The following is a 24464-nucleotide window of genomic DNA, read 5'->3' as shown; positions in this document are numbered from 1 at the left end:
ATTTATATAGTGGTTTAGGCGGGATAAGGTACCCCTCTCCCGCCTGAAAAAAGATTAGTCCTGCTCTTGATCCTGATCTTGGTCTTGATCTGAATCCGCATCTGATTCTGCCCTAGACCTTACTCGTGAATTCGAATCAGAATCAACATTGATATCTATACAAAAATCAACTCTCGCGTTACCGCTGTTTACAATTTTGGAATCAGCATCCGAATTGCTTTTGTTGTTATTTACTAAGTCATTTTCGTTGTCATTATCATTGTCGTTATCATTTCTAATATCTAGATCATTATGGACGTCTGTCTCCACATCGGATCTATTTTTTAATTGATTATCTATTTCAAACTCCACATCAGAATCTGAATCGGAGCGGCTCTTGGAATCAGAGCTGCCTCTATTTCCGCCGTGATCATTGCCCTTGCCGTGGCCGCGGTTGTTTCTGCCGCCCCATCCGTTTCTTCCATTGTTAAACCAAATTGACATTTTATGACCTCCTTTCGCTCTATCTAAGACTAATGTATTCAGTTCAAACAAAAAGGAATGGACAATTATCCTAGGTCAAGTATGGAATTTAGGGTTTTTTTTCATAGTAAAAGCCTATTTTTAAGGGTTAACATCCAGCTATTCCTTTTAAAGAATTTCAATATCGAATATGCAGACGTCTTAAAAAATATTTCGAAGTTTCAAGGATACGCTATGGAATGGCCAGGATGAGCCACACTATCTGCTGCCCTCAATTTGGCAGGGACCGTCCAATGCTAAGCTTTAAAAAGGACGTTTTATATAAGGTCTAAAGGGTAGATAGATAAAGAATATTTAAGGAGGCGTTAAAGATGACAGAAAACACAAACCAGAATGAATCAGCAGAACAAAAAAAGAAAGAGGAGCACAACCAGGACATCAGTCCCCAGCGTGATCCTGACAAAAATGATAAAGATGCCCAGTAAGAACCTACAGAAAAAAAGCCTGGACTCGCTGAATGCGGTCCAAGCTTTTTTTACTTCATCTTTTCAACCTTATTTCGCACTTTCTCGATGCTGGCCATTTTGTTATCCCAGCATTTTTGGCTCAAATCTACTGGATATTCCTGTGGATTCATTGTACGAAGATATTCCTCCCACAGGTATTCTAAATTGCTTTCAGAAAAAGCTTGTATTTGTTTAATGTCCGGCAGATCGTACACGAACTTTCCGTTTATAAATATATCATGATGAAGCTGTCTTGCTTCAAAATCTTCTACATATTTAGAAATGTACGTATGGACTGGATGGAACATTTTAATACGATCTTCCTGTCCCGGTTTTTCGGATGATAAGGTAATATAATCGCCTTCTGATTTACCGGTTTTCCTGTTTATAATTCTGTATACATCTTTAATTCCCGGTGTTGTTACTTTTTCGGGATTTGATGATATCTTGATTGTATCTGTCATCTGCCCCTCATTTTCAATGGAAACAAGCTTATATACGGCACCGAGGGCAGCTTGTTCATAGGCAGTGATCAGCTTCGTGCCAACACCCCATATATCGATTTTTGCTCCTTGAGCTTTAAGGTTAATGATCGTATATTCATCAAGATCACTGGATGCAACTATTTTGGTTTCTTTGAAACCAGCATCATCAAGCATTCTTCTAGCTTCTTTTGATAGATAAGCCATATCCCCGCTGTCCAGTCTTATAGCTCTGAAATTAATTTTATCTCCTAATTCTTTAGCCACTTTTATCGCATTTGGAACTCCAGATCTCAGGGTATCATAGGTATCAACCAGGAAAACACAGTCTTTGTGCCTCTGGGCATATTTATAAAAAGCAGTATAATCATCCTGGTATGCCTGTACCATAGCATGTGCGTGCGTGCCGGAGACTGGAAGGCCAAATAGCTTTCCTGCTTTTACGTTGCTTGTACCATTAAAGCCGCCAATAAAAGCTGCACGGGTTCCCCATAGGGCCGCATCAAATTCATGAGCCCGTCTTGTACCGAATTCAAGCAGAACCGCGTCGCCTGCAACATGTTTAATACGGGCAGCCTTAGTCGCAATTAACGTCTGGTAATTTACGATATTCAATAGAGCTGTTTCAATTAACTGTGCTTCTGCCAGCGGAGCTTCGATTCGCAGCATCGGTTCATTTCCAAAGACCAATTCTCCTTCTGCCATAGATCGAAGATTTCCTGTAAAACGGATACTTTTTAAATAATCAAGAAAGTCATCGTCATAGCCTAAGCTTCCTAAATATTCAAGATCACTTTCGGAGAATTTGAATTCCTTTAGAAATTCTACAATCTTTTCAAGTCCGGCAAAAACACCAAAACCATTTCCAAACGGCAGTTTTCTAAAGTACAAATCAAATACAGCCCTTTTATTATGAATTCCGTCGGCCCAATATGTTTCGGCCATATTTATTTGATATAAATCCGTATGTAGTGCAAAACTATTATCCAATTTTCAGTCACCGCCTGTTAAATTCAAAAATGTTGATTCTTTATCTTCTTTCATACCCAAGCATTCTGACGGTAACCCTTTTCTCATTTACTTGGCACCCGCAAAAGCCCATTCTTTTTGGACTGACGCATAAGAAATATAATACCATCAGTAACAACTGGACCCGATTAAATCAGAGATTTCATTTTATCATGAACAGCCTCTTAGGTAGAAAATCTATGCTTTAGCCATAATTCCTTTGAAAAAGAGAATACATTTAAAATTAATTGAAATATTTTCTTGGTATTGTACAAATTGTTCCCAGATATACAGACAGGGATTCATAGCCACATAATCGATACTGAAACTACCATCATGCTTTGACTTTCACCGTCTGGTTCCATCTCCTGGAGTTAAGGCAGGATACAAGATATAGTGAAGTCATCTCATTCTCCATACTAGGTAAGCAGCATAAAAAAAACAGCCACTAGGCTGGCGGGTATTAAAGCATCGTTGAACAGGCAATCGATTTTATACCTGGAGCTCATTTTGTGCCAGAATGAATTTGGCAGTTACTTCATTTTTAGCTGCAGCCTCTTCTGAAATACATATCTTCCAATATCGAGTGATCGCAGACTCAATTTCCGGCAGCCAGTCTTTTTTTAATCTCACCTTTTCCAATGAAGTTCCCTTAAAGATTAGATCTTCCCCTTCAATTAAATCATACTTTAAGATTAGAAATTTTTTTAATCCTCTAATCGTCAAAAATTTAAATTGATATCCAAGCTCGACAGCTGAAATGCAATCCTCTCTATGTTCTAAAGCATATTTAAACAAGTAAGCGGCTTCATCTTCATCGGCTCCCTGAGCAATGATCTCGGTGTAACTGTTCTTTTTCAATGCTTGTGAGAGCGATTGCTTTGTTATGCCCCTTGATAAAATACTTTCTATTCTTAGCCCTACTGGAAGCGGCAGTCGAACTTCAGACATCCCTTTTCCCCTCTATTCGCTTATGAATCTTTAAATATATGAATATTCTTTTTCATTTAACAGCAAAAAAACCTGCCCGCACCTGAATCACTCTGTTCGCTTATTAAACGGAGCAATACTCAGCTGCGGTGAGCAGGTTTGTTCAAAGCACCTAACAATCTCTGGCTATTTTTCACCAAACTATCCAGCTTTTGATCTGAGGCTGCCCTTGATAATTTTTTCGGTGTAGAAGCCACTAAGACGGACTTATTCTTTTTCAATATCCAACCCTCCAATTAAATCGGCTGCAAAATCCAAATAAATTCTCTCTTTAAGTATAGCAGAAAATATTTCTTCTTGAAGAGCAGCCACTTCATTTGAAGACCAAAATTCTTGAAATGGAAAGTGCGCACATAATACCATTTCCCCGATTCTTTTCGTAAGATAAAGCTGATGTTTTTCTTCATTAAAGAATAAATATTCTACTTCACCATTTAAAATATATGTTTTTGAAACATATGCTTCTTCATCGTGAAGTGAGAAATCTGCTCTAGGAGTAATTTCTCCGTAATGAGCAACATACAGCAGTTTATTCTCTTTCCTTTTGTATAGAGAGATAGCTGAACAATCACTGAAGGAAGCTATTTCCTCCCTTACATAATACCCCTTACGATTATAAATATTCGCACCTTTTAACACTTGTGACAATTCTTTTAAGATAATAGTAAGCTGTGGAACTCCTGATTTAAAGGAGCGTATAAGCTGAAAGGAGAAATCTTTATATTTTTTCAGTTTAGGAGCAAGGGTCAGGCTTTCCTTTGTTTCGTTTTCATTCTTTAAATATTCTATGCCTTTATGCAGATAATTACTTAGATAAATATTGACAGTTTTACACAAATCATCAGCATTAGCAAGAACTATGTCATATAGAAATGGGCAGCTTTGATCGACATCATATAAAAACGCCCAAACGAAAGGATCCACATCTTTTATTCTATTATACAAATATTCCCGAGTCAGTTGTATTTCTTTTATGAGTGGTTCTACAATATCATAAATATGTCCGGGAAATCTGTAGAATTGTGACCGGAATTTGTAAAGTTCCTCCGATATTAACTGCTTAATATCACTAAAATACAAGTTTTTCACCCAATCGTTCACAAAAGGAAGGATCAATTTTTTTTCTTTTTTCGCATAGTGGAATTCAACATATGTGGCTGTAACACGGGGGTCCTTCTCAGTAAAGCTTCCGCTTTTTTCTGAAAGAAACAGGAGGAAAACATCACATTCCTTGACTTTCGTAATGCAGGTTTCAATTTTGTCCTGACCCCATACACCAAAATTTTCCTCAAATAGCAAAGGAAAATGACCTGCTTGCGCTAAAGACTCCATTAATTTTCTTCTTAATGGCTTTAGTTCATTTTCATAGGCTGAACTAATAAAAATTTTGGTTCCTGTTTGCATAACTCCACCTCCAGATTTTTCCCTTGGACGGTCCGTACACGAAAGATCACAGGAGTATAAAGCAAAGCTGGCCTGGCCTGAGTAGGTTAGAATTTTCTTTTATTATTCTATAAAAGTTATGATTTTTCCTTGTTCTGAATGCACCATTTATGTAAATTCTATTAAAATGAGCTAAAATAACTATATTTACCAGTCGTTTTGCGGCAATCAAAAGAGGTTTGTACCTCTCAAGTCCTACTTCCATATTTTTCTTAAATTACTTTTATAGTAAAAGTTTTTGGATAAGCAGAGTTGGATCAAACTCTGATCATAGTTTATGATTATTTGAAACTAAAAAAACACTTTCGGGCAGAAATGGATCTTGCTAAGGTTAATGCAGGAAGAACGTTTTCGCGCTGTGATTTAGTTTCTCGCAGACAGCAGTGCTGTTTTCCCACTGAGATCCATTTTGCGCTGGGCAGCAGCATTACACTGCTCTGCTCGTTCATTGAGGCTTTTTATAATGTAATCCAAAAAAGCGCCCTGAAGATTTCTTCAGGGCGGGAAAATCATTCTTTATTAATTATCTGTTTTAAAAGCGTTTTTTAAATCACCTACTGTATCCTGTAAGCCGCCTTTGGCTTTGTCCGCTTTACCTTCTGCCTGCAAATCACGATTGTCAGATGCATTTCCGGCTTGATCTTTTAATTCACCTTTAACTTTGCTTACTGCACCTTTTAATTTATCAGATGTTCCACTCATAGTTTTTGTCCTCCTTTAAGTTGTTCTACTTAATAAATACCCTTAACAAAGAGGTTAAAACATGCCTGAAACGAAAGAAAAAGAGCATGATATAATGCTCTTTTGTGTGAATCGTATTTTATTTCTTCAGCCACTTTACTGCTGTAATTTTCGTGCCTTCCCCAACGACAGAGTCAATGCTGAAATCATCCATAAGCCTTTTTACTCCAGGTACTCCTGCTCCCAATCCGCCTGAGGTAGTGTAGCCGTCCTCTAGGGCAAGCTTGATATCTTTGATTCCCGGCCCTTTATCAACAGCAGTAATTTTCAAACCAATTTTGTTTTGTTCTTCAATTTGTTCAAGAATAATATTTCCTGGAAGAGCATATAAATATATGTTTCTCGCTAATTCAGATATTGCTGTAGTTATTCTCGCTTGATCGACTATGCTGAATGAAAGCTTTCTAGCCGCATCCCTGCCCGCCTGCCGGGCAGCAACAATATCCCATTCACATATGATAGGAATATTCATGTTTGAGGTCATTGTACACCACTTTGGTTAAGGATCTGAATACCTTTTTCTAAGTCAATAGCCGTATTTGCCTCATTTAGATTTATACCAAGCTCAATCAAGGTAATAGCTACAGCAGGCTGAATTCCAGTTAGTACTACCTGGCTTCCCATTAAGCCGGACATACTTACAATATCACCAAGTACTTTCGCAATAAATGAATCAATCATATCTAAAGAAGTCAGGTCTATTACAACACCACCAGCAGTTGTTTGGTGTATTTTTTCAAGAAGATCTTCCTGCAATTGCAATGCACTTTGATCATCAAGTTCAATTTGAATAGAAACAAGCAAAAGATTATTTAACTTTAATATAGGAATTCTCATACGCGTTCCCCCTCGCTTACACTAGTCCATTTTACTATACTTTTTGCAAGCTAAGTAAGATCGTACTAAATATTTTTTTATAGGAATTTTTCACTGGCCATTTCCTCATTCGAGTTTCAATGAATGATAAAACTTTCTTACAGAAAAATACATTTATTATGTATTGCAGGCTGTCGACAAAGTCGACAGCTATTTTTGAATAATATTTAACCCTCAATATATAGTGCTTTACTTTAAGAAAAGCCACCATATATACAAGAAATAAATTGACAAACCTCATTTTTCGCGACAAAGTTTGTTTGAAATTGATTTTGTCTACACTCTGAAATACATTTATTATGTATTGTTTTCAATCACTTGATTTTGTATTTTCTTATGAGTCAGCTCTTTAGAGCCTCCCTCTTTCATATTTTTGTCTTTCGGTACGAATTTAGAATTTTGCAGGACAGAATCATCCAGATTGTTTGCTGGGGCCGCCTGACCATTCCACTCTTGTTCCATAAACCCGATCTTCCCTTCCTCTTTGTTCAGTATTTACCTTTTCGATTATGTTTATGCTCCTTAGAACGAAAACTCAGGAAGGACCCTGAGTTTTCGACTTTTTAGGAAATTAAACTTTAACTGGATAGCCCCGTCAAAAACTGTGAAAGCTACGAAAAAGGAGTGCGTAAAGAAAATGTTCGATTTCCCTCTCATACAAACAAATTTTTGGGATGGTGTAATTGCCGTTCCTATAGTGATGGCAGTTACTCAATTGTGCAAGATGATATGGAACATACCTAAATATTATATACCCTTCTTAGCTTTGCTTATTGGTCTCGTTATTTCCTTATTCTTCAGTCATCCTAACCATTTTTGGGCTGCCGTTTTCATGGGTTATTTTTATGGATATGGAGCAATCGGAACTTACTCATCATTAAAAAACAGCTGGAAAGCCTATAGACAGGACAAAAATTTTTACACCACAAAGACCTGATTAGTTTTTCAGCCGCGGCTTGCCTGGATCACATGGAGGCTCCTCTAATTTAGCTGACTCTGCCAGTTTACGAAGATAGTAACATTCTTCTCTGGCCATATGATCAGCCATTAAAGCGGAGAAGGTGCCTAATACATAATCCGACAGTCTCAGCTCTTCCACTTCTTCGAGAAACATTTTAAATATTTCTATCTCAAGTTTCACATCTTTATTCATTCTCTCAAGAGCTGGAAAGCTTACAATATTGGCACGTAAATAACCGGTCAGCTCAATTGCTTTAAGATAAAATTGTTCAAATTTCTTTTCAAATAAAGCAGTTTTATATTTAAGATCCCTTTCTACAGCATCCAGCGAATCATTTATTCCCCCGGCATGCCCTGAAGCATCAAGAAGCCATAATAAATGATGATGAAGCTCGTGGAAAACTGGCGGTTTCTCATTTCTTTCCAGATACCCAATAATAAGCAGGTACTCTTCTAATTCATTGACCATATGATTGATAAAGGTTGGGGTAAGGTGAATGGAGATCCTGGCTAACACGTGGCGGCGGATTATGGACAGCTTAAACTCCCTAAAACTTAGCGTCAGCTCTTTTGCCATTTTCGTAAAGGGGACAACCTGTTCATTTCCAAGCCCTTTTGCCATGCCCAGCAGTTCATCATATCTTTTTTTAAAGAAATCAGCTTTTTCAATGTCTTCCTTTTCCTTCGGTGCCAGAGAATCTAATATAAACCGGCTGTGATCTCCTAACACCTGGAGCCAAAATGTATGTTCAAACACCGCTTCTTTTAAGTTACTCACATTGTTACCTCCTAACTATTATTGCTGTCCATATATTCTATAGATCGTATCGCAAGAATATTTCTAAAAAGAAAGCTCTGTTAAATGTACCTGTTGATTGCATCGAAAGGCACTCGCTTTCCGCGGGCTGTCCGGGAGCCTCCTCGATCCGCTTTTCTGAGCAGGAATCTCGCGCCTGCAGCGAAGATCAACATAGTGCCAAAACTACGATGAACTTTAACAAGCCAAAAAGAAAAGACCCGCATTTGCGGGCCTAAACATTATAAAGAGTTGATTTGCTTCCACGTATGAAACAGACCCTTAATTATCCGGTCTACTACAGCCTTTTCTGAGAAATAACCTCCATGCGACAAAGGATTCCAGCTTGTAAGGAGGCTGCCTGCATTGACTTTCCTGTCCTCTGTTACAGCTTTTTGATAGCTTTCATTAAGCCCCTTAAGCGGGAAAGATAAAATATCATCCCTGTCATAAAAATTAATCCATTCACCCTGCAGTTCTTGGTACCGCCCTTTGAGCTGAGGCGGAGGAATCATAATTGGCCGGTTAAAATCTGAATAGCGAAGGCTCCATAATGGCAGGGATGTGCCAAGCGTATAAAATAGAGCCAGAGTTTCACCTTTTTCTAATGGAGTTTTATTTTTCAACATTTGATTAGGTTCAAGGATTCCATATTGAAGGTCATAGAAGTAATTACTTGCAATAACAGTGCCAAGACTGTGGGAAATAACACAAAGAACTGCTTCCTCCCCGGCTTTACCAGCGAGCCACTGTAACGATTCCCTGACTTTTTCATGAACTTTGTAATAATTTTGCGTGTTTGTCTCCACTGGCTGGTATGCAATGGCATCCCCGAGGTATGAAATGAGAAATCTTCTGAGCTGCTGGTAATTTAATTGGTAAGGCTTCACCGAGTTTTCAAATAATTCTTCCTCCCTGGTTTTAAAAACATCAGCCCAAAAAACAGATTTGATAATCAGTTGTTCTTTCTCACTAGTATAATGCTTGGTTTTCTGATGAAAGTTAACTTGCAGCTGGTTAATTAATATTTCAGCATACTCCTCTAATTGATTTCCCATGCCATGGATAATGGCAACCGCTATTTTCTTCATCCTATTCCCCCACAAGGTTTTCTTACTAATATGTATTCACATCAGAGCAGCAGCTGTCAAAAATAAAAACCTGGCAAACGCCAGGTCAGAGTGGTTAATTTTGTATCGTTTTATTATAATAATGAACTCCGTATTGTGAGCCTTCATCCACCATTTTATTATCTTCAATATCATGGGGGTCAGGAAGTCCTGCCTTCTGCACAGGCAGGTTTTGATTTTGAGATTTTGACAACATTCCACGAATTTTACTATTAACATCCTGTGCCTTTAATTTTAATTTAACCCGGTTATCTTTCTCCATTAAAAAGTAGGTCGCTATTCCAGCAGCAAGGGCCGGTAGAAATAAATTTTGCCTTCTCATCATATCTTCCCCTTTCTTTATTGAACAATAAATTTATCTGTCTCTTCTTATTATTTTCCCGATTAAAAGAACTTCAAACTTTTTCTAATAAACACATATGGTAACACCGTTACATTACTAATAATAAAATATTTCTATACGTATATTGAGGAACGGAGATTAAATTACTGGACAATACGGAGTTCTTTCTTTTTCTTTGCGGGTGTTACATGTAAAATTAAACAAACAAATTTCTATATTCGGCTGGAAGGAGAATGCTAATTGATTAGCCTGGATCATGTTGTACACGCTGTCCATAACAGGAAATCCGCAGAAACCTTATTTACTCAGCAAGGTTTTCATGTTTTTGAAGGAGGAAAACATGAGGATTGGGGAACAAGCAACAGTTTATCTTATTTCGGAAGCAGCTATATTGAATTTATATCCATTGACCAGGCGGAAAAATCAAATATGAGTTTGAACCCTTTAATCATGCAGTTAATGAAGGAAAAAGATCGAGAAGGGGTCTTTCAAGCGGCTCTAAGAACGGATAATATTGCGGGAGATGCTGTAACCTTTCGGAAGCTAGGGCTAAATGTGACAGGACCCTTTGAGGGAAGCAGAAAAACAGAGGATGGCAATCGGATATCGTGGAAAATGATGTTTGTGTCTTCTCCCCTCTCTTCGTTTGAATTGCCTTTTTTCATCGAATGGAATCAGCCTGTTCATGTTCGAATGGACCAGATGAAAGATGCTGGAGTGATCAAAGAACACCTGAATGGTGCTCAGCATATTAGAAGTGTCTTCTATGCTGTTAAGGATATAAGTTTGGTACTATCAAACTGGAATAAATGGTTTAATACAAAAAAAATAAAATCATATACTGATAGCCAGGAATTAAACGCTATATGTACAGAAGTAAAAATAAGTGATGCCAGCATTACTTTTTTTGAACCAAAAGGAGAAGGCCTTATAAAGGAAATGATTAAAAATCAAGGTGAAGGCCCATTCGGGGCTGGATTAACCGGTCCAAAAAGAACTTCTTCTTTATACTCTATAGCTGGAGGGTATTACAGTTACTAAGTATAATAAAAAAAGTGCCAGGATCACAATCCTGGCACTCTAAAAACTACTTTCCGGTGAATCTTAGATATATATGATAGAGAGCTGATAAGCCTACCAGCCAGTAAACCGTATCTACAAATGAAGGCATAGAGCTGAATAGTTCAGTAATCAAATTAAAGCCTACTGCTTCAAACAGCCAATTAAGTCCACCTACTACTAATAGGACCCATGTAAGATTGTATAAAAATTTCATGAAGTAACCCCCTTTTACGGAAATTGAAAGCGCTTTCCGTATATTGTATTCTTCATGTTTCAATTTGACAGCCTATAATTCAGCAGAAAAGGCTATTTTTAAATTGCCTAAATTCAGACGCAAAAAAAGAAAGAAACCGGTTATCTGGTTTCTTTTCTAAATTTTGATCATTAAGGGTTCGGTTGTTTTTCTTACTACAATTTCAGTGGGGACCGTAATGCATTTTGGCGAGTTGCCTCTTTCTTCTATTAACTCCACAACACTGCGGGCCGCTTCATATCCAAGCTGATAGATATTTACCTCGACGGTCGTAAGCGGCGGAGAAGTGAATTCGGAGAAAAACAAATTATTAAAGCTCACTACATTCATCTCATCTGGCACTGATATTCCTTTTTCATGAAGGGCATTTAAAATTCCCAGCGCAAGAACATCATCTGTAACGAAAATAGCGGTAGGAGGAACTTTTAAAGCGAGCAGTTCACTGATCGATTTCTTACCGCCATCCATAATAAAATCAGTATGTTTAACATATTCGGCTGGAACTGAGATTTTAGAAAGAGCCAAAGTATCTAAGAATCCAGCCAGACGATTTTTTGTGACAATCAGCTTTTCATGTCCTCCGATAAATGCTATTCTCTCATGCCCCAGTGACAAGAGAAATTGTGTCAGCTCACGCGAGACAGCATAATTATCATTATCTACATAAGTAATATTTTTCCTTACATCTTCAGGAGGCTTTCCCACTAGAACAAAAGGAAACGAGTTGTCTGTCAAAAACTCAAGTACAGGATCCGATTCCCTGGAGTATAAAAGGATAATTCCATCTACACGCTTACCTTTCACCATCTTCATGACATCAGAATATATTTCTTCGTCTGTTTCACCGGTAGTTATATATAAAGAATAATCCTCTGAATGTGCAAATGAACTGATTCCTTTAATTACATCTTGAAAGAAAGGATTTTGAAAAGTATTGTTTCCTTTTCTCGCTGATATAGGCATCACAATTCCTATTGATTTAGTTGCCCGGTTAGCTAGGTTTCGGGCATGGAAATTTGGATAATAACCCATCTGTTCCATGACTTTTCTGACCTTTTTCTTTGTTTTTTCTGTAATTTTAGGATTGTCAGCGATTACTCTTGAAACCGTTGATGGCGCGACCTTCGCTTCCCTGGCGATATCTTTTATTGTGATTGCCATAGTACACCATTCCTATAGTAAAATTTTCTTATTGTAATTAAAACATTATCTTCCAATAGTCTATACTGGGAGGGAAGATTAAAGCAAATCCTTTTGTTCCAGAAAAGCTTTAGCACACCTTCATTGTATCGATTTTTCACTTTACCCCTTATTCGCTCCTGCGGTAATGCCGCTGATTAGGTATTTCTGTAAAAAGGCATACAATAATGTAATGGGAACCGCTACTAGAATCGCTCCTGCTGCAAACATAGTGAAATTATTGTTTGTATTCCCATTAATAAATTCAAAAAGCCCGATAGCAAGGGTCTTTTTATCATTTGAGCTAATTAACAGCCGAGGCAGTATGAAATCCATCCAAGGTGCCATAAACTGTGTTAAGGCAACAAACGTCAGGATAGGCTTAGAAAGCGGAAGAATGATCTTAAAAAATATCTGTGTTTTCGTCGCTCCATCAATCATTGCTGATTCATCCAAGGACTTAGGCACAGATTGTAAATACCCTTTGATCAGCCAGGTATTGAAGGGAATCTGTCCTGCTGCATATACGATGACCAGCCCCCAATGGTTGTTTAAAAGGCCAAAGTTTAAAAATAGAATATAGATGGCTATCATCCCCATAAATGAAGGGAACATTTGCAAAATAAGGATAGACATAAGTCCAGCTTTTTTTCCTTTAAATTTAAATCTAGAGAAAATATATGCCGCCGAAGTACTAAGGAAAACAGAGAAAATCATATTGAGAACGGCAATTTTAAATGTATTCCAGTACCAGTCAAGGAACTTCGTTGTTTCGATCAGCTTTTTGTAGTGCATGATTGTGGGATCCTTAGGAATGGGTGTTGCATTTGCAAGGCCGGTCGATTGGCCGAAAGAAGCCCCGACAATCCAGACAATTGGAAATAAAACAGCAGCTGCTACTATGAGCAGTTGACAATAAATCAGAATGGTAATAATAGAATTCTTCACTTTATACGCAGAAGTCTTTTTACCTGTTTGCGGCGTTCCTTTATTTAACTCAGTAACCGTTTCCATCCTATGCTCCCTCCTCATCCTTAAAGGCGTTCGTTCTGCTGAAATTCCAGGCTGATATAGAACCGATTACCAGGAAGATAATAATGGACATGACGGATGCCATATTATACATTTTATTATCAATGGTTAATTTATAAATCCAGGTAATTAATATATCCGTATATCCTGCAAATTGGTAATGTGGATTAGTCGGCCCGCCCTGTGTCAGGAAGTAAATGACACCGAAGTTATTGAAGTTAGCTGCAAATGACATGATGAGCAAAGGGGCGGTTGCACTTAGCACCAGCGGAAATGTAAGCTTCCAGAATTCCTGCCCAGGACTGGCTCCATCCATTTTAGCAGCTTCGTAGATTTCCTTGTCAAGGCTTGTCATAATTCCGCTCATTAAGGCCATGAAATAAGGGAATCCCAGCCAAAGGTTAATTAAGATAATCATAGCCCTGGCAAGATTGGGTGATGAAGAATCTGTAAACCAGGAAATTCTCTGGTCTGTTAGGCCAATATCCATCAAAAATTGGCTTACCGGTCCAAACTGACCATTAAACAGTGTTTTAAACACAAGCAATGAAATCATTCCAGGAATGGCCCAGGGAAGAATAAAAATAGTTCTCCACACTTTTTTCCCTTTTACACGCTTATTATTGAGAATAACTGCCTGAAAAAGACCACCGAAAAAGCAGGTTACTGTTGAAAGAACGGCCCATGCCAGGGTCCATCCAAAAACGCCCATAAATGTTCTCGACCATATTGGAAGCTGAAATAAATTAATAAAATTGTCAAAACCAACCCAGTCTACGAGTTTAGCAGGCGGCAGATGTGCCCCATTATAGTTGGTAAAAGCAATGACCATGCCAAAAAGAATCGGCATCAAACAAATTAATACCAGCATAATGATAGATGGAGTCAGAACAATATATTCGAACATGCTGCTCCAAAGCTCATCAATATAATCTTTCGTTTTAGGGACAATACCGGTTTTGTTAATCAATTTTCTTGTACGGAACGCATCTTTAATATTCCAGATATAAACGGAGACAAAGATTAGTAAGAATATAAGGCCGATAATTCCATTAATAAGAAGAACGATGGAATGATCCCCATCAGTCAGACCCAGAATAGACATCCGCCTCGGAACTTCCCCTAGAGTTACCATACCCCATAGTCCTTTTATAAAAAATCCGCCGTTTTCTCTAAAGGTGTATCCTTCTGATAGATCTGTATACTGGCCAGTTAATACTTCTATTAGTACCAGCAAAGCCTGCATGAAGAAAAAGAATAAGGCCTTGACCGGCTGTTTATTTAAAAGCTGACCCAGCCCCCAGATAACTGCAGAAGCAATTCCCGGTATAATAGGCCGTTTATGCATACCATTCTCCATGGTTCACTCCCCCTTTTTAATATTTAATAAGCTTACTATTCATCGTTTTTATGAAGGGCAACAATCCATAATGGACTGACATATTCAAGTTTAATAGAGCCTTTTAGTGAAACTCTATGTAATCCCCTATTTATAATAATTGCCTCTTCCGCGGACTGTTCGAAAGAGGCAATCTTATGAAATTACATCTTATTTTCCAGCTGACTGCAGCAAGGCTTGATAGTCCTCAGTTGCCTTCTTCTGGGCTGCTTCCACTTCGAGCAGTCCGTTCCAAACATTTACATACATTGCTTTTGCTGGATCCCAATAGCTTGCCATTTCTGGAATTGAAGGCATGGGAACCGAGTTGGCCGCTTGTTTTGCGACTCCCTTAAGAAGTTCATCTTCTCCCAGGCCGTCCACTTTATCAGCCGCTTTAGCATTTAACGCTGGAAGTTTACCAGTCGTTTTATAAAGTACTTCTGCACCTTCTTCAGAAGCCAGGAACATTGCAAATACGCGGGCTGCTCCCGGGTATTTTGAATAAGAAGAAACGTTTGCAATTTGATTGCCAGAGAAAGTTTTTGGCGTTTCGCCATTAATTGTAGGAATTGTAGTGATCCCATATTCAAAGCCATTTTCTTTTGCGCCTTTATTTGCATCCGCAATAGCCCATGGTCCGTTAATTAAGTATGGTGTTTTACCTTTTACAAATTCTAATGTAGTTGTATCATTTGTTGCATCTTCTGCATTTACATCCCATACAGGACGGACAGATTTAAAGAATTCTAGTCCTTCTGTTACCTTTTCAGATTCGAAATCTAATTTTTTCGCATCTTTTCCTTCTTTCCCGAACAAATTAAAGCCTGCAGCAGTCAAGAAGAAGTGATTTGTATAAGAGTTGCCGGATTCCCAGCGGATAGTCCATTGGTTTTTAGCTTTATCGTTATATGTTTTAGACAGTTCAATGATTTGATTCCAGTCTTTAGCTGGCTCATCCGAACCGGTTAATTTTTTCAACAAGGTTTTATTATAGAATAATGCAATGGATTCAGTAGAAATAGGAACACCGTAATATTGACCTTCGTTTTCCACAGTTCCTAAAGCGGATTCAATGATTCTGCCTTTCAGCTGTTCGTCATATCTTCCCATTGGCCCGATAATAGAATCTGCCAATGAAGGACCGATACCATCATGCGGCTGAATGAAAACGTCTGCACCAAGGCCGGCTTCACCGTCAAGTGCCATTTTAGCCCGGGCATCTACAGATCCGACTTTTTCGTACTCAATTTCAACGTCCGGATATTTTTTATTCCAAGCCTCAATAATAGCAGCAGCATAGTCATCATTATCAGTCCAGAATTTCAGAGAACCTTTACCATCAAGTAAATCCTGTTCAATTTTGTAACCGTTTTCTTTTTTGTCCCAGGGCAGATCATCTTTGGCCTCTTCCTTCCCCTCGCTTGAAGCAGACTCTTTCTTTGAGCATCCTGCAAAAGCAATTAACATTAGAGAAAGAGCTAAAAACAACAGTGACCATTTCTTTACAGCTTTCTTCATCCCATGCACCTCTCCTTTTGATTAACAGTTGAGCAACCGTTTTCACAAAAATCATATTATATTAAAAATGGAAAGTCAATTTGATTTTTTAGAATTCTTGGTATATATATTTTTAGAATTCTAGTTTCCGGATTAGTAACAATTTATAAAACCTCTCATAATGATAGCTGTCTCTTATCTTAAATATCTTTTGAATAGAAGATAAACTGTAAGAATTAAGCCGAAATTATAAATGGTATAAACAAACGCGGCAGATGCGAGACTCCCAAAAACAAAAGCTAGAATCGCTGGCATTGTGGCAGCATAAGAGAACATTGTAAATAGCTGCCTATAGCCCGCCTTCTTTCTAGATCTGTAATTCATCGGAAGGGCAAAAAGAGAAACAATAGCAATAAAAATAAAATTCAATAAAATGCTTAATGGATATATAAATTGCATAGCAGGGATGAGTAAATAGGGTGTGGCTGCTGCTGCTATTGCAGCTAAAAATTCGCCTCCGCCTTTAAACTCAGCTGCGCCAAAAGTAGTTAAACTGCTTTCAGAATAGGGAATTCTAAGCTGGATTCCATAAGCTTTTATATATAAAATTTGCTCGGAAAACACTATATAAGAATGACTATTATCTTTCATTCTATATTTATTTTGTGGATCTACTGCAATATGCTCATTTCCCCTTTTTAATTCTTGGGCTGTATGAGGGGACACTAGCTTTCCATCTATGACCTTTAAATCATTTACAGTTTTAAACCATGTTTCCTCCTTTTCCAACACAGGGAAGGAAGCCTTGGAAAGTTTGCTCTCATCTGATTTAGATATTTGAACTACAAGCGGAAACGCAATCAGAGTGCCGATCAAGATATTCTGGAGGATGATATGGATTAATTTCTTTTTTCCAAATCCGGCTATTATCTTCAAACTTATTCGATTTAGTGCAAAACTTTTAAAAATACCCATAGTGTCCCTGCCTTTTGCTTCTTATTAAGAATCGATAATTTTTTTCATCAATATAAATACTATTCGCTATTTTCCGATAATATTTGACTTTAGCTGTCTATCATATTACATTATACTTGATAGTTTATATGAAATCGTTTGCAAAATAAAAGGCTTTTTTATAAATTGGGGGGATTTTATGTTAAAAGAAGCAATTTACCACAGACCAAAAAATACTTTTGCCTATTCTTATGACAATCAGACATTACATATAAGACTGAAAACAAAAAAAGAGGATGTTGAACAGGTAAGTCTTGTTTTCGGAGACCCTTATATTTGGGAAGATGGAAACTGGATCTTTGATAAGGAGCTGATGAAGAAAAGCGGAAGCTCTGACCTCTTTGATTACTGGTTTATTGCTATAAAGCCCCCTTACAGAAGGCTGAGATACGGATTTGAACTAGTCAGCGGCGCTGAAACACTTGTTTATACCGAAAAGGGTTTTCTAGACCATATCGCTACAAATGATAATGCTTATTATTTTGTTTTTCCTTTTTTAAATAGCATCGATGTCTTCAGTTATCCAAAGTGGGTAAAAGACACTGTCTGGTATCAAATATTTCCTGAGAGGTTTGCTAACAGTGATCCATCCATTGACCCCGAAGGCACATTGCCCTGGGGAAGTGCGGAACCTGAGCGGGATAATTTCTTTGGAGGAGATCTTCAAGGCGTGATCGACCATTTAAGCCACCTTGAGAATCTGGGAATCAACGGGATTTATTTCACCCCCATCTTCAAGGCAGCTTCCAATCATAAATATGATACAATCGACTATCTTGAAATTGACCCGCAGTTTGGGGATAAAGAAACCTTTAGAAAGCTTGTAGACGAATGCCACAAACGCGGAATAAAAATCATGCTGGATGCAGTGTTTAACCATTGTGGGTTCTATTTCCCGCAATGGCAGGATGTTATGGAAAAAGGCGAAAAATCAAAATATAAAAACTGGTTTCACGTCCGGGAGTTCCCTGTAAAAACTGAACCACAGCCAAACTATGACACCTTCGCATTCACACCATTGATGCCTAAGCTAAATACTGAAAATCCAGAGGTGAGAGAGTATTTACTTGAAACAGGCCGGTACTGGGTCAGAGAATTTGGTATTGACGGCTGGCGTTTGGATGTTGCAAATGAAGTGGACCACGCATTTTGGAGAGAATTTCGAAAAGAAATTAAAGCCATTAACCCGGAAGTATATATCCTCGGCGAAATCTGGCATGATTCCATGCCCTGGCTGCATGGCGACCAGTTTGATGCGGTCATGAATTATCCGTTTACCAATTCAGCTCTCAAATATTTTGCAGAAGATAATTGGACTGCTTCAAAGTTCAGGAATGCCATTACAGAACTATTGCATATGTATCCTCTTAATGTAAACGAAGCAGCGTTTAATCTGCTGGATAGTCACGATACTCCAAGACTCCTTACGATATGTAAGGATAATAAAGAAAAAATGAAGTTATTGTACGTATTCCAGCTTTCCTTTACAGGAACTCCCTGCATCTATTATGGAGATGAAATAGGTATGACAGGCGGCCAGGATCCTGGCTGCAGAAAATGTATGGAATGGGATCCAGACAAACAGGATACTGATATATTTGAAACCGTAAAACGGTTAATTTCCTTAAGAAAAAGTGTGCCTGCATTTGGAAATAACGGCCTATTTGAATTTGTGGAAACCAGCGGCGAAAATCTACTAATGTATACTAAAACATTTGAAACTAGTAAATTACTGTTTGTGATGAATCCTTCATCTGCCCCAATAAATGCGGCTCTTCCAGAAGGCTTTAGGAATCGAGACCTTACGAATGTATTTACGGGTGAAATCATTAGCCTCAAGGATAATGAACTGGCTTTAGATTCTTATAGTTTTTATATCCTTGCATAAAAAAGGAAATGGGTTTACCGCCCATTTCCTTTTTTTTATTTTTCATTATTAAAATTTCTAGTAGTTGATGCAGGACCCGTAGCATCTGCTAAGGTATCAATTTTTCTTTTATCTCCTGTCTGGTACTTTCCATCCTGCATCCTATTTTTCCCGCCCTGGTTTTTGTCCATGTCGATCCCTCCTTTTGTTAGAAACATAAATACCAACCTGTATTTAGAAAAAAAGACTAAAGAATGTTTTTCTTTAGCCTTCCCCTTTTATCTTCCATTCTTTGCCCTAACACGCGGCTTGCACTCAGCAGGCAGAATCAGCCAAGTCTATTCTCGACATGGCTGCATACTTCTTCAGCTGTAAGGCCATTAGCTTCTATTACTGAGCCCTGGATCGAAGCATCTGTCATTCCCATAACATTTGAATCCAACCCTGTGATTACACAGGCATCGCATCCCTGTACGTCAGACTCCTGCTTTAACTCAACTACTTCATGGCCGCGGCCACGCAATGCTTCAGATACATTCGTTAAAGACTGCTCTACTCCAATTCTTGCCATGATAACACCTCCTTACGTATGTAAATTGTCCCAATACGCAATAAACTATTCCTAGGATTTATAAAGCCAGTTTAATCTGGAAACAGTAAGGTCATGGAGGTGTTAGTGACATGAAAAAAATTAAACAAGACGCTTCAACATCCGGGCTGAGCTCTGCTAAAGTCAAAGGACAGGGAACCACCAATCAAGAAACGGGCTCCATTGAGTTGAGTTCCTCTAGAAAAAAGCAGAAAACCCATTCTAAATAATAAAAGAAACTTTTCCATATTTAAAATAGGGTATACAAAAACTGGCCACATCATTTGGCAGAAAAAAAGCAGGAAAGATAAATTAATGCTGATTATTTGTGGATGAGGGGCCGTTCCTCACTTTTAAATGGAACTCGCCCCTTTTCCCGTTTATTTCTAACATACATATACTATCAAGAAAAATAAGGAGGGGGATTTCGTTTTGTCTAAGGAGAATGTAGATGATTATTTACAGCAGGGGATTTACGGGCATAAAGAGCTTAAGCCTGAAGAAAAACGAAAATTTTTAGGCACCTTCAGGGAGAGAGTCATTACTGCATTATACATTGGCCAGGTTACCGAAAAGAAAGTGTATAAGGAAGTGGCAGAAGCTATTAACCAGTATCCCAACTCTGCACTTTTATTAAATGGAGAAATCACTTATTCACATATTAGCAAATACGTTAAGCTCGCCAATCAGCAGAACATTCCATACAAAGTCATTTCAAATTTGGAAAATGATACTGATATTGGTCTTGTTCTTGCATCTAAAGAAGCAGTTGACATCGAGAATATATATATCAACAAAGATATCCCAGCAGCTTTCCAGCCAGAGGAAGTAAAAAAGAAAAAAGGAAAAGGTTTGTTCTCTTTTTTTCAGAAAAAGTAATTTTCTGATTACTAAATAAAGGCTGCTTTAACTCTGCCCATGATAGGTGATTGGTATTCACACACATGGATTTTATTGAGTGACAATGACACTAAGAACAAGTTTATCGATTTTTTTTTAGCCTTCAATTCCATGCCTTATACGAAAAAGGACCTGTTTGAACTGCACCCCAATCGTTAATGATATATAACAATTAGGGTGCGGATCACTCAGGTCCTTTTTGCTTATCTACTTATAAATAGAAAAGCTGCTTATGCCTTCGATGCTTTTTCATACATGATTAAGATAAACATTTTCTCCAATTTCTGCTTCGCGCTTAAACAGCCTTGAATATACTCCATTCTCGGATTCCAGCAGCGACTCATGGCTGCCTTCATTTACTACATGCCCATCTTCCATTACAATAATCCGATTAGCGGACAAAACTGTTGAAAGACGATGGGAAATGATGATGACTGTCTGCTTGAGCCTTCTCTCGGCGATGGCTTTATTTATTTGTGTTTCAGTTATCGGGTCCAGAGCTGAACTTGCCTCATCCAAGAGTAAGAATGGGGCATTTTTCACTAAGGCCCGGGCAAGGGATAATCTTTGCTTTTGCCCGCCGGAGAGCAGGCTTCCTCTCTCTCCGACTGGTGTATCAAGTCCAAGCGGAAGTGATTGGAAAAATTCCTGCAAACCGCTGTCATATAAGGCTTCAATCAATTCATCGTCTGAGGCCTCACTATTTGCGATTCTTAGATTTTCCGAAAGTGTACCATTTCTAAGCTGAATATCCTGGGATACAATAGCAAATTGTGAACGGAGCCAGCCAGCATTTAATTCTGTTATTTCCTCGCCGTCTATGAGGATCCCACCTTGATCTGGTTCGTATAGACGAAGAATTAAATCAACAATGGTGGATTTGCCTGATCCGCTTGGACCAACAAGTGCAATAGCCTCACCCGGGGAAACCTTAAATGAGATATTCTTTAGAACAGGATCATTCTTTCCCGGATAAGTAAATCTAACATTTTTGAATTCTAATGTGCCGTTAAGGTCCGAAATCATTCTTCCTTCAGAAGTTTCTGCATCTGAAACTTTCTCTGCCAGCAAATTCTCGGACCGATCCAGGGCCGGGCCTGTTCTTCTAACAGAAAGCCAGTTTCTTAGCAGCCGCTGAATTTCATTGGCAGCTATCGTTACCAGTCCTCCTGCTGTAAGCATCTGGCCGCTGGTCAGCTCTTTATCCCAAATAAGAAATATACTGATTGAGTATACAGCTGCTAATACAAAACCATTGAAACTGCCTATAACAACAACCGATTTCATTCTGGCGAGTAATTCTTGTCTTGCTTCAATAACAAATGACTTTCTAATTTCTGCTACACTATCTACTTCCGCCTCGGAAACTCCAAGGACGCGTGATAGATGAATGCCTGTTACAGACTCTCTCAATCTTTCAAGATATCTGGAAGCTTCCCTCCTGGCATTGGCAGATGCACTTCTCATCTTGGACCCGACTACATTCGATGTGTAATAAAAGAGGACCCCGAGTATTACGCTGGCAAACATTAAATAAGGATGAATCCATAATAATACAAAGCTGTAAAGGACCACTCCCTGAACAGCAGCCATAAAGGTGGAGCCTTCCCATGCTAAAAAATTATGAAGTGTATCAGGATCATCCGAAACCCTTGCAAGCAGTTCTCCCGATTGGCTGTTATGAAAAAATGAAAAAGGCAAGACCTGCAAATGGGTGAACAATCTAAGCTTCTGCCAATTTGTTACCGATTTTGCTACATGGTGGCAAAAGTATTCATCAATGACCATAAGAGTTAAATCAATAATTGCGGCAAAGATCAGCAGCCACATTAACCCCCATAACAAGCTGTTTGATTCATTCGGTATAATAGAGTCAACCAGCCAGCTTAACGCAAGAGTCGGAATTAGTGCAGAAAAAACCTGGCTAATGGCGATTACAAACGAATCGGCAAATACCCATTTCTTGTGGGGTTTCAGGAATCGGATGACTCTTTTTCCGTCTCCAGCCTTCTTTGGCCCGGCTGCAATTTGGCTCATACTGCACTCTCCTTTTCAAGCTCGCTGTACTGGGCCATGTATAACTGATAATATTGGCCTCTTAATGCAAGCAATTCTTCATGTGTTCCTTCTTCGGCAGCAACGCCTTTATCAAGCAGAATGATTTTATCTGCATTCCTTACCGTTACAAGTCTGTGTGCAATTGTTATCGTGGTTCTTCCTGGTATTAACTCCTCTAACGAAGCCTGCACGCGCTCTTCTGTTTCACCGTCTAAAGAAGATGTTGCTTCATCAAATATTAAAACAGGCGGATGTCTTAAGATCGCACGGGCAAGGGCAACCCTCTGCCTTTGTCCTCCTGACAGCTTAAGCCCTCTTTCTCCTACAATTGTTTCATATCCCTCTGTGAGTGATGTTATGAGCTCGGTAAGTCCTGCTGCCTCACACGCTTCATCTAGTTCCGCTTGTGATGCTTCAGGCCGCCCATATAGAAGATTCTTACGCAGCGTACTGTTCAGCAGGAATGTTTCCTGGGATACAACTCCTACCTGCTGCCTGAAAGAGTTTCGGTTATATTCATTTAGGTTTTTATGGTCAATATGTACACTGCCTTTATCTGGGTTGAAAAGTCCGAGCAATACTTGAACGAGAGTGCTTTTCCCTCCCCCGCTTGTTCCGACAATTCCTATGTGTGTCCCAGATTCCATCTTAAGAGTGACTCCTTTAAGAACAAAATGCTCTGTACCCGGATACTTAAACCAAATATCGTCCATTTGAATGGAGCCTTTTATTTGTCCAATGCCAGGCAGGTTGTCATTATGTTCCTGAGGAAGATCGAAATACTCATATATCCGCTGAAGAGCTGGTATTGCCTGTTGAATAATTAAAGCATTTTCTGCCAGCGAACGGACAGGCATAAACATAATCGGAATAAAACTTAGAGTGGCTACGAGTGTTCCTATTGTAATTTTATCCTGCCAGACTGATAATCCGCCAACAAGCATTACCACACCAGGTGTAGCAATATTAAACAAGTTCCCTAAACGCCAGTTAACCTTTCCAATCAATGCAAGACGGATTGAAAAGTTTTTCCACTTAGTAAGCTTTTCTTCCTGTGTCTTTATTTCCTTGGATTGTGTCTGAAAAGTTCGTACAAGCCGGATCGATTCAATGCTTTCCTGCAGATGGCTGTACATATCTGCGCTCATATCCCGCTGGACGGCCCCCATTTTTCTAACCTTTGTTCCAATCTTAAATGAGGGATAAAGATATATCGCAAATACTCCAACCATTATAACGGCTGCCGGCCAATATAATGAAATTACGGCAGTAAACGCAGCAACCGCACTTATTAATTGCTGTACAAACCTTGGTATAACCGTATTGTTCAAATTTTGAACAGATTCAACATCATGTGTAAGCCTGTATAGCATGTCTCCCCGGGGCGTTGTCGTAAAAAAAGACATCGGCGTCTTATGCAAACGTCTAAATGCCCTGAGCTGCATATCTGTAATTACGTCCAGTCCGATTCTAACCTGCAATAATTCCTGAAGAGATTCAAATACCACCTTAAAAAGAAAAGAGAACATGACTCCGGCAATCATCCAGCCAATGATCCGCCCTGATGTGTCTGAAACAATTCCATCGACTATTTTTCCTGTTAGAACGGGCGGAAAAATCGTAAATACACCGCCGACCAATGAACAGGCAAATGCAATCAGAAGTCCTTTCCAATAAGGTTTAAAATGCATAAGTGTTTCCTTTAGTAACTTCATATCCCTAGACCCCCTTTTCAAGCAACAGCCTATATTTTAACATATTTTTAAAATTACAACTATTCGATTAGTTATAAAGTTGTATATTTTTAGTTAATTCTTATTATATACAGCAGTTAAAAAGTCTTATCTGCTCATAGAGTATTAGCATTGCAGTGAAGTAATAAAACCTTTTGCACT

The 24464-nt window shown here is 38.6% G+C and carries 28 protein-coding genes; 6 read left to right on the top strand and 22 right to left on the bottom strand.

Annotated elements, in window-relative coordinates; genetic code table 11:
* Window positions 1–54: 54 nt before the first annotated feature.
* Window positions 55–483 (bottom strand): hypothetical protein, encoded by a 429-nt coding sequence (locus tag JOC77_RS13930; RefSeq protein ID WP_204544187.1) that lies wholly within the window; start codon window positions 481–483, stop codon window positions 55–57.
* A 350-nt stretch (window positions 484–833) separates the two neighbouring features.
* On the opposite strand from JOC77_RS13930, the gene JOC77_RS13925 reads away from it, so the two are divergent.
* Window positions 834–947 (top strand): 3-methyladenine DNA glycosylase, encoded by a 114-nt coding sequence (locus JOC77_RS13925; RefSeq protein ID WP_204544185.1) that lies wholly within the window; start codon window positions 834–836, stop codon window positions 945–947.
* Between the two features lie 50 nt (window positions 948–997).
* On the opposite strand, the gene JOC77_RS13920 is transcribed toward JOC77_RS13925, so the two are convergent.
* The 8 genes from JOC77_RS13920 to JOC77_RS13885 all read right to left on the bottom strand — a co-directional run bounded on the left by JOC77_RS13920 (window position 998) and on the right by JOC77_RS13885 (window position 6970).
* Window positions 998–2440 (bottom strand): nicotinate phosphoribosyltransferase, encoded by a 1443-nt coding sequence (locus tag JOC77_RS13920; protein WP_275585080.1) that lies wholly within the window; start codon window positions 2438–2440, stop codon window positions 998–1000.
* 510 nt (window positions 2441–2950) lie between these two features.
* Complete coding sequence (locus JOC77_RS13915) at window positions 2951–3409, bottom strand: hypothetical protein (RefSeq protein WP_204544183.1); 459 nt, start codon at window positions 3407–3409, stop codon at window positions 2951–2953.
* Between the two features lie 119 nt (window positions 3410–3528).
* Window positions 3529–3669 carry a hypothetical protein gene (locus tag JOC77_RS13910; RefSeq protein ID WP_162144758.1) on the bottom strand — a complete coding sequence of 47 codons (141 nt, stop codon included), beginning with the start codon at window positions 3667–3669 and terminating at the stop codon, window positions 3529–3531.
* Window positions 3656–4852 carry a DUF4062 domain-containing protein gene (locus tag JOC77_RS13905; protein ID WP_204544182.1) on the bottom strand — a complete coding sequence of 399 codons (1197 nt, stop codon included), beginning with the start codon at window positions 4850–4852 and terminating at the stop codon, window positions 3656–3658. The genes JOC77_RS13910 and JOC77_RS13905 overlap by 14 nt, the downstream gene beginning before the upstream one ends.
* A gap of 558 nt (window positions 4853–5410) precedes the next feature.
* Window positions 5411–5593, bottom strand: coding sequence for a CsbD family protein (locus JOC77_RS13900; RefSeq protein ID WP_204544181.1), 183 nt, complete (start codon window positions 5591–5593; stop codon window positions 5411–5413).
* 118 nt (window positions 5594–5711) lie between these two features.
* Window positions 5712–6116: an anti-sigma regulatory factor gene (locus JOC77_RS13895; protein ID WP_204544180.1), complete on the bottom strand. Its 405-nt coding sequence runs from the start codon at window positions 6114–6116 to the stop codon at window positions 5712–5714.
* A complete protein-coding gene (locus JOC77_RS13890) occupies window positions 6113–6469 on the bottom strand; it encodes an STAS domain-containing protein (RefSeq protein WP_204544179.1) in 357 nt (118 codons plus the stop codon). Before JOC77_RS13890 ends, JOC77_RS13895 begins: the two co-directional genes overlap by 4 nt.
* A 336-nt stretch (window positions 6470–6805) precedes the next feature.
* Entirely contained in the window at window positions 6806–6970 is a 165-nt protein-coding gene (locus JOC77_RS13885; protein ID WP_204544178.1) for a hypothetical protein, read from the bottom strand.
* Between the two features lie 175 nt (window positions 6971–7145).
* Between JOC77_RS13885 and JOC77_RS13880 the strand changes: the two genes are divergently transcribed.
* The gene (locus tag JOC77_RS13880) at window positions 7146–7445 is read left to right on the top strand and encodes a hypothetical protein (protein WP_204544176.1); all 300 of its coding nucleotides are present in this window, start codon (window positions 7146–7148) and stop codon (window positions 7443–7445) included.
* On the opposite strand, the gene JOC77_RS13875 is transcribed toward JOC77_RS13880, so the two are convergent.
* The 3 genes from JOC77_RS13875 to JOC77_RS13865 form a co-directional block, all read right to left on the bottom strand.
* Window positions 7446–8246 carry a DUF2935 domain-containing protein gene (locus tag JOC77_RS13875; RefSeq protein ID WP_204544175.1) on the bottom strand — a complete coding sequence of 267 codons (801 nt, stop codon included), beginning with the start codon at window positions 8244–8246 and terminating at the stop codon, window positions 7446–7448.
* 260 nt (window positions 8247–8506) lie between these two features.
* Entirely contained in the window at window positions 8507–9355 is an 849-nt protein-coding gene (locus tag JOC77_RS13870) for a chemotaxis protein (RefSeq protein WP_204544174.1), read from the bottom strand.
* A 94-nt stretch (window positions 9356–9449) separates the two neighbouring features.
* Window positions 9450–9719, bottom strand: a complete 270-nt coding sequence (locus JOC77_RS13865; protein ID WP_204544173.1) for a hypothetical protein — start codon at window positions 9717–9719, stop codon at window positions 9450–9452.
* Between the two features lie 258 nt (window positions 9720–9977).
* Between JOC77_RS13865 and JOC77_RS13860 the strand changes: the two genes are divergently transcribed.
* On the top strand, window positions 9978–10778 hold the full coding sequence (locus JOC77_RS13860) for a VOC family protein (RefSeq protein WP_204544172.1): 801 nt from the start codon (window positions 9978–9980) through the stop codon (window positions 10776–10778).
* A 46-nt stretch (window positions 10779–10824) separates the two neighbouring features.
* Here JOC77_RS13860 and JOC77_RS13855 read toward each other — a convergent pair whose 3' ends face one another.
* From JOC77_RS13855 to JOC77_RS13825, 6 genes are all read right to left on the bottom strand, one after another.
* Entirely contained in the window at window positions 10825–11013 is a 189-nt protein-coding gene (locus tag JOC77_RS13855; protein ID WP_204544170.1) for a DUF378 domain-containing protein, read from the bottom strand.
* Between the two features lie 156 nt (window positions 11014–11169).
* On the bottom strand, window positions 11170–12213 hold the full coding sequence (locus JOC77_RS13850) for a LacI family DNA-binding transcriptional regulator (protein WP_204544168.1): 1044 nt from the start codon (window positions 12211–12213) through the stop codon (window positions 11170–11172).
* 141 nt (window positions 12214–12354) lie between these two features.
* A complete protein-coding gene (locus JOC77_RS13840; RefSeq protein ID WP_204544164.1) occupies window positions 12355–13245 on the bottom strand; it encodes a sugar ABC transporter permease in 891 nt (296 codons plus the stop codon).
* 1 nt (window position 13246) lies between these two features.
* Window positions 13247–14623 (bottom strand): carbohydrate ABC transporter permease, encoded by a 1377-nt coding sequence (locus tag JOC77_RS13835; protein ID WP_204544162.1) that lies wholly within the window; start codon window positions 14621–14623, stop codon window positions 13247–13249.
* Between the two features lie 189 nt (window positions 14624–14812).
* Window positions 14813–16162, bottom strand: coding sequence for a sugar ABC transporter substrate-binding protein (locus tag JOC77_RS13830; RefSeq protein WP_204544160.1), 1350 nt, complete (start codon window positions 16160–16162; stop codon window positions 14813–14815).
* Between the two features lie 174 nt (window positions 16163–16336).
* On the bottom strand, window positions 16337–17116 hold the full coding sequence (locus tag JOC77_RS13825) for a DUF1189 family protein (RefSeq protein WP_204544159.1): 780 nt from the start codon (window positions 17114–17116) through the stop codon (window positions 16337–16339).
* A 178-nt stretch (window positions 17117–17294) separates the two neighbouring features.
* On the opposite strand from JOC77_RS13825, the gene JOC77_RS13820 reads away from it, so the two are divergent.
* A complete protein-coding gene (locus JOC77_RS13820) occupies window positions 17295–19043 on the top strand; it encodes an alpha-glycosidase (RefSeq protein ID WP_204544158.1) in 1749 nt (582 codons plus the stop codon).
* Between the two features lie 35 nt (window positions 19044–19078).
* Here the strand turns inward: JOC77_RS13820 and JOC77_RS21630 are convergent, their stop codons facing one another.
* Complete coding sequence (locus tag JOC77_RS21630; protein WP_275585079.1) at window positions 19079–19213, bottom strand: hypothetical protein; 135 nt, start codon at window positions 19211–19213, stop codon at window positions 19079–19081.
* 137 nt (window positions 19214–19350) lie between these two features.
* Window positions 19351–19593, bottom strand: a complete 243-nt coding sequence (locus JOC77_RS13815) for a YkuS family protein (protein ID WP_204544157.1) — start codon at window positions 19591–19593, stop codon at window positions 19351–19353.
* A 110-nt stretch (window positions 19594–19703) separates the two neighbouring features.
* Between JOC77_RS13815 and JOC77_RS13810 the strand changes: the two genes are divergently transcribed.
* Complete coding sequence (locus JOC77_RS13810) at window positions 19704–19841, top strand: YuzL family protein (protein WP_204544156.1); 138 nt, start codon at window positions 19704–19706, stop codon at window positions 19839–19841.
* 202 nt (window positions 19842–20043) lie between these two features.
* Window positions 20044–20490 (top strand): YueI family protein, encoded by a 447-nt coding sequence (locus tag JOC77_RS13805; protein WP_204544155.1) that lies wholly within the window; start codon window positions 20044–20046, stop codon window positions 20488–20490.
* A 270-nt stretch (window positions 20491–20760) separates the two neighbouring features.
* Here JOC77_RS13805 and JOC77_RS13800 read toward each other — a convergent pair whose 3' ends face one another.
* Both JOC77_RS13800 and JOC77_RS13795 read right to left on the bottom strand, forming a co-directional pair.
* Window positions 20761–22548: an ABC transporter ATP-binding protein gene (locus tag JOC77_RS13800; RefSeq protein WP_204544154.1), complete on the bottom strand. Its 1788-nt coding sequence runs from the start codon at window positions 22546–22548 to the stop codon at window positions 20761–20763.
* Complete coding sequence (locus JOC77_RS13795; protein ID WP_204544153.1) at window positions 22545–24284, bottom strand: ABC transporter ATP-binding protein; 1740 nt, start codon at window positions 24282–24284, stop codon at window positions 22545–22547. The genes JOC77_RS13800 and JOC77_RS13795 overlap by 4 nt, the downstream gene beginning before the upstream one ends.
* Window positions 24285–24464: the final 180 nt, after the last annotated feature.

Source organism: Peribacillus deserti, assembly GCF_016909175.1.
Taxonomy (GTDB): Bacteria; Bacillota; Bacilli; order Bacillales; family DSM-1321; genus Paraperibacillus; species Paraperibacillus deserti.
This window is presented reverse-complemented; position numbering and strand designations above follow the sequence as displayed.

Bases quoted from the DNA above. Each gene is read 5' to 3' on its own strand.
- JOC77_RS13930 (WP_204544187.1), bottom strand. From the start codon at position 483: ATGTCAATTTGGTTTAACAATGGAAGAAACGGATGGGGCGGCAGAAAC.
- JOC77_RS13925 (WP_204544185.1), top strand. From the start codon at position 834: ATGACAGAAAACACAAACCAGAATGAATCAGCAGAACAAAAAAAGAAA.
- JOC77_RS13915 (WP_204544183.1), bottom strand. From the start codon at position 3,409: ATGTCTGAAGTTCGACTGCCGCTTCCAGTAGGGCTAAGAATAGAAAGT.
- JOC77_RS13905 (WP_204544182.1), bottom strand. From the start codon at position 4,852: ATGCAAACAGGAACCAAAATTTTTATTAGTTCAGCCTATGAAAATGAA.
- JOC77_RS13900 (WP_204544181.1), bottom strand. From the start codon at position 5,593: ATGAGTGGAACATCTGATAAATTAAAAGGTGCAGTAAGCAAAGTTAAA.
- JOC77_RS13895 (WP_204544180.1), bottom strand. From the start codon at position 6,116: ATGACCTCAAACATGAATATTCCTATCATATGTGAATGGGATATTGTT.
- JOC77_RS13890 (WP_204544179.1), bottom strand. From the start codon at position 6,469: ATGAGAATTCCTATATTAAAGTTAAATAATCTTTTGCTTGTTTCTATT.
- JOC77_RS13885 (WP_204544178.1), bottom strand. From the start codon at position 6,970: ATGGAACAAGAGTGGAATGGTCAGGCGGCCCCAGCAAACAATCTGGAT.
- JOC77_RS13880 (WP_204544176.1), top strand. From the start codon at position 7,146: ATGTTCGATTTCCCTCTCATACAAACAAATTTTTGGGATGGTGTAATT.
- JOC77_RS13870 (WP_204544174.1), bottom strand. From the start codon at position 9,355: ATGAAGAAAATAGCGGTTGCCATTATCCATGGCATGGGAAATCAATTA.
- JOC77_RS13865 (WP_204544173.1), bottom strand. From the start codon at position 9,719: ATGATGAGAAGGCAAAATTTATTTCTACCGGCCCTTGCTGCTGGAATA.
- JOC77_RS13855 (WP_204544170.1), bottom strand. From the start codon at position 11,013: ATGAAATTTTTATACAATCTTACATGGGTCCTATTAGTAGTAGGTGGA.
- JOC77_RS13850 (WP_204544168.1), bottom strand. From the start codon at position 12,213: ATGGCAATCACAATAAAAGATATCGCCAGGGAAGCGAAGGTCGCGCCA.
- JOC77_RS13840 (WP_204544164.1), bottom strand. From the start codon at position 13,245: ATGGAAACGGTTACTGAGTTAAATAAAGGAACGCCGCAAACAGGTAAA.
- JOC77_RS13835 (WP_204544162.1), bottom strand. From the start codon at position 14,623: ATGGAGAATGGTATGCATAAACGGCCTATTATACCGGGAATTGCTTCT.
- JOC77_RS13830 (WP_204544160.1), bottom strand. From the start codon at position 16,162: ATGAAGAAAGCTGTAAAGAAATGGTCACTGTTGTTTTTAGCTCTTTCT.
- JOC77_RS13825 (WP_204544159.1), bottom strand. From the start codon at position 17,116: ATGGGTATTTTTAAAAGTTTTGCACTAAATCGAATAAGTTTGAAGATA.
- JOC77_RS13820 (WP_204544158.1), top strand. From the start codon at position 17,295: ATGTTAAAAGAAGCAATTTACCACAGACCAAAAAATACTTTTGCCTAT.
- JOC77_RS21630 (WP_275585079.1), bottom strand. From the start codon at position 19,213: ATGGACAAAAACCAGGGCGGGAAAAATAGGATGCAGGATGGAAAGTAC.
- JOC77_RS13815 (WP_204544157.1), bottom strand. From the start codon at position 19,593: ATGGCAAGAATTGGAGTAGAGCAGTCTTTAACGAATGTATCTGAAGCA.
- JOC77_RS13810 (WP_204544156.1), top strand. From the start codon at position 19,704: ATGAAAAAAATTAAACAAGACGCTTCAACATCCGGGCTGAGCTCTGCT.
- JOC77_RS13800 (WP_204544154.1), bottom strand. From the start codon at position 22,548: ATGAGCCAAATTGCAGCCGGGCCAAAGAAGGCTGGAGACGGAAAAAGA.
- JOC77_RS13795 (WP_204544153.1), bottom strand. From the start codon at position 24,284: ATGAAGTTACTAAAGGAAACACTTATGCATTTTAAACCTTATTGGAAA.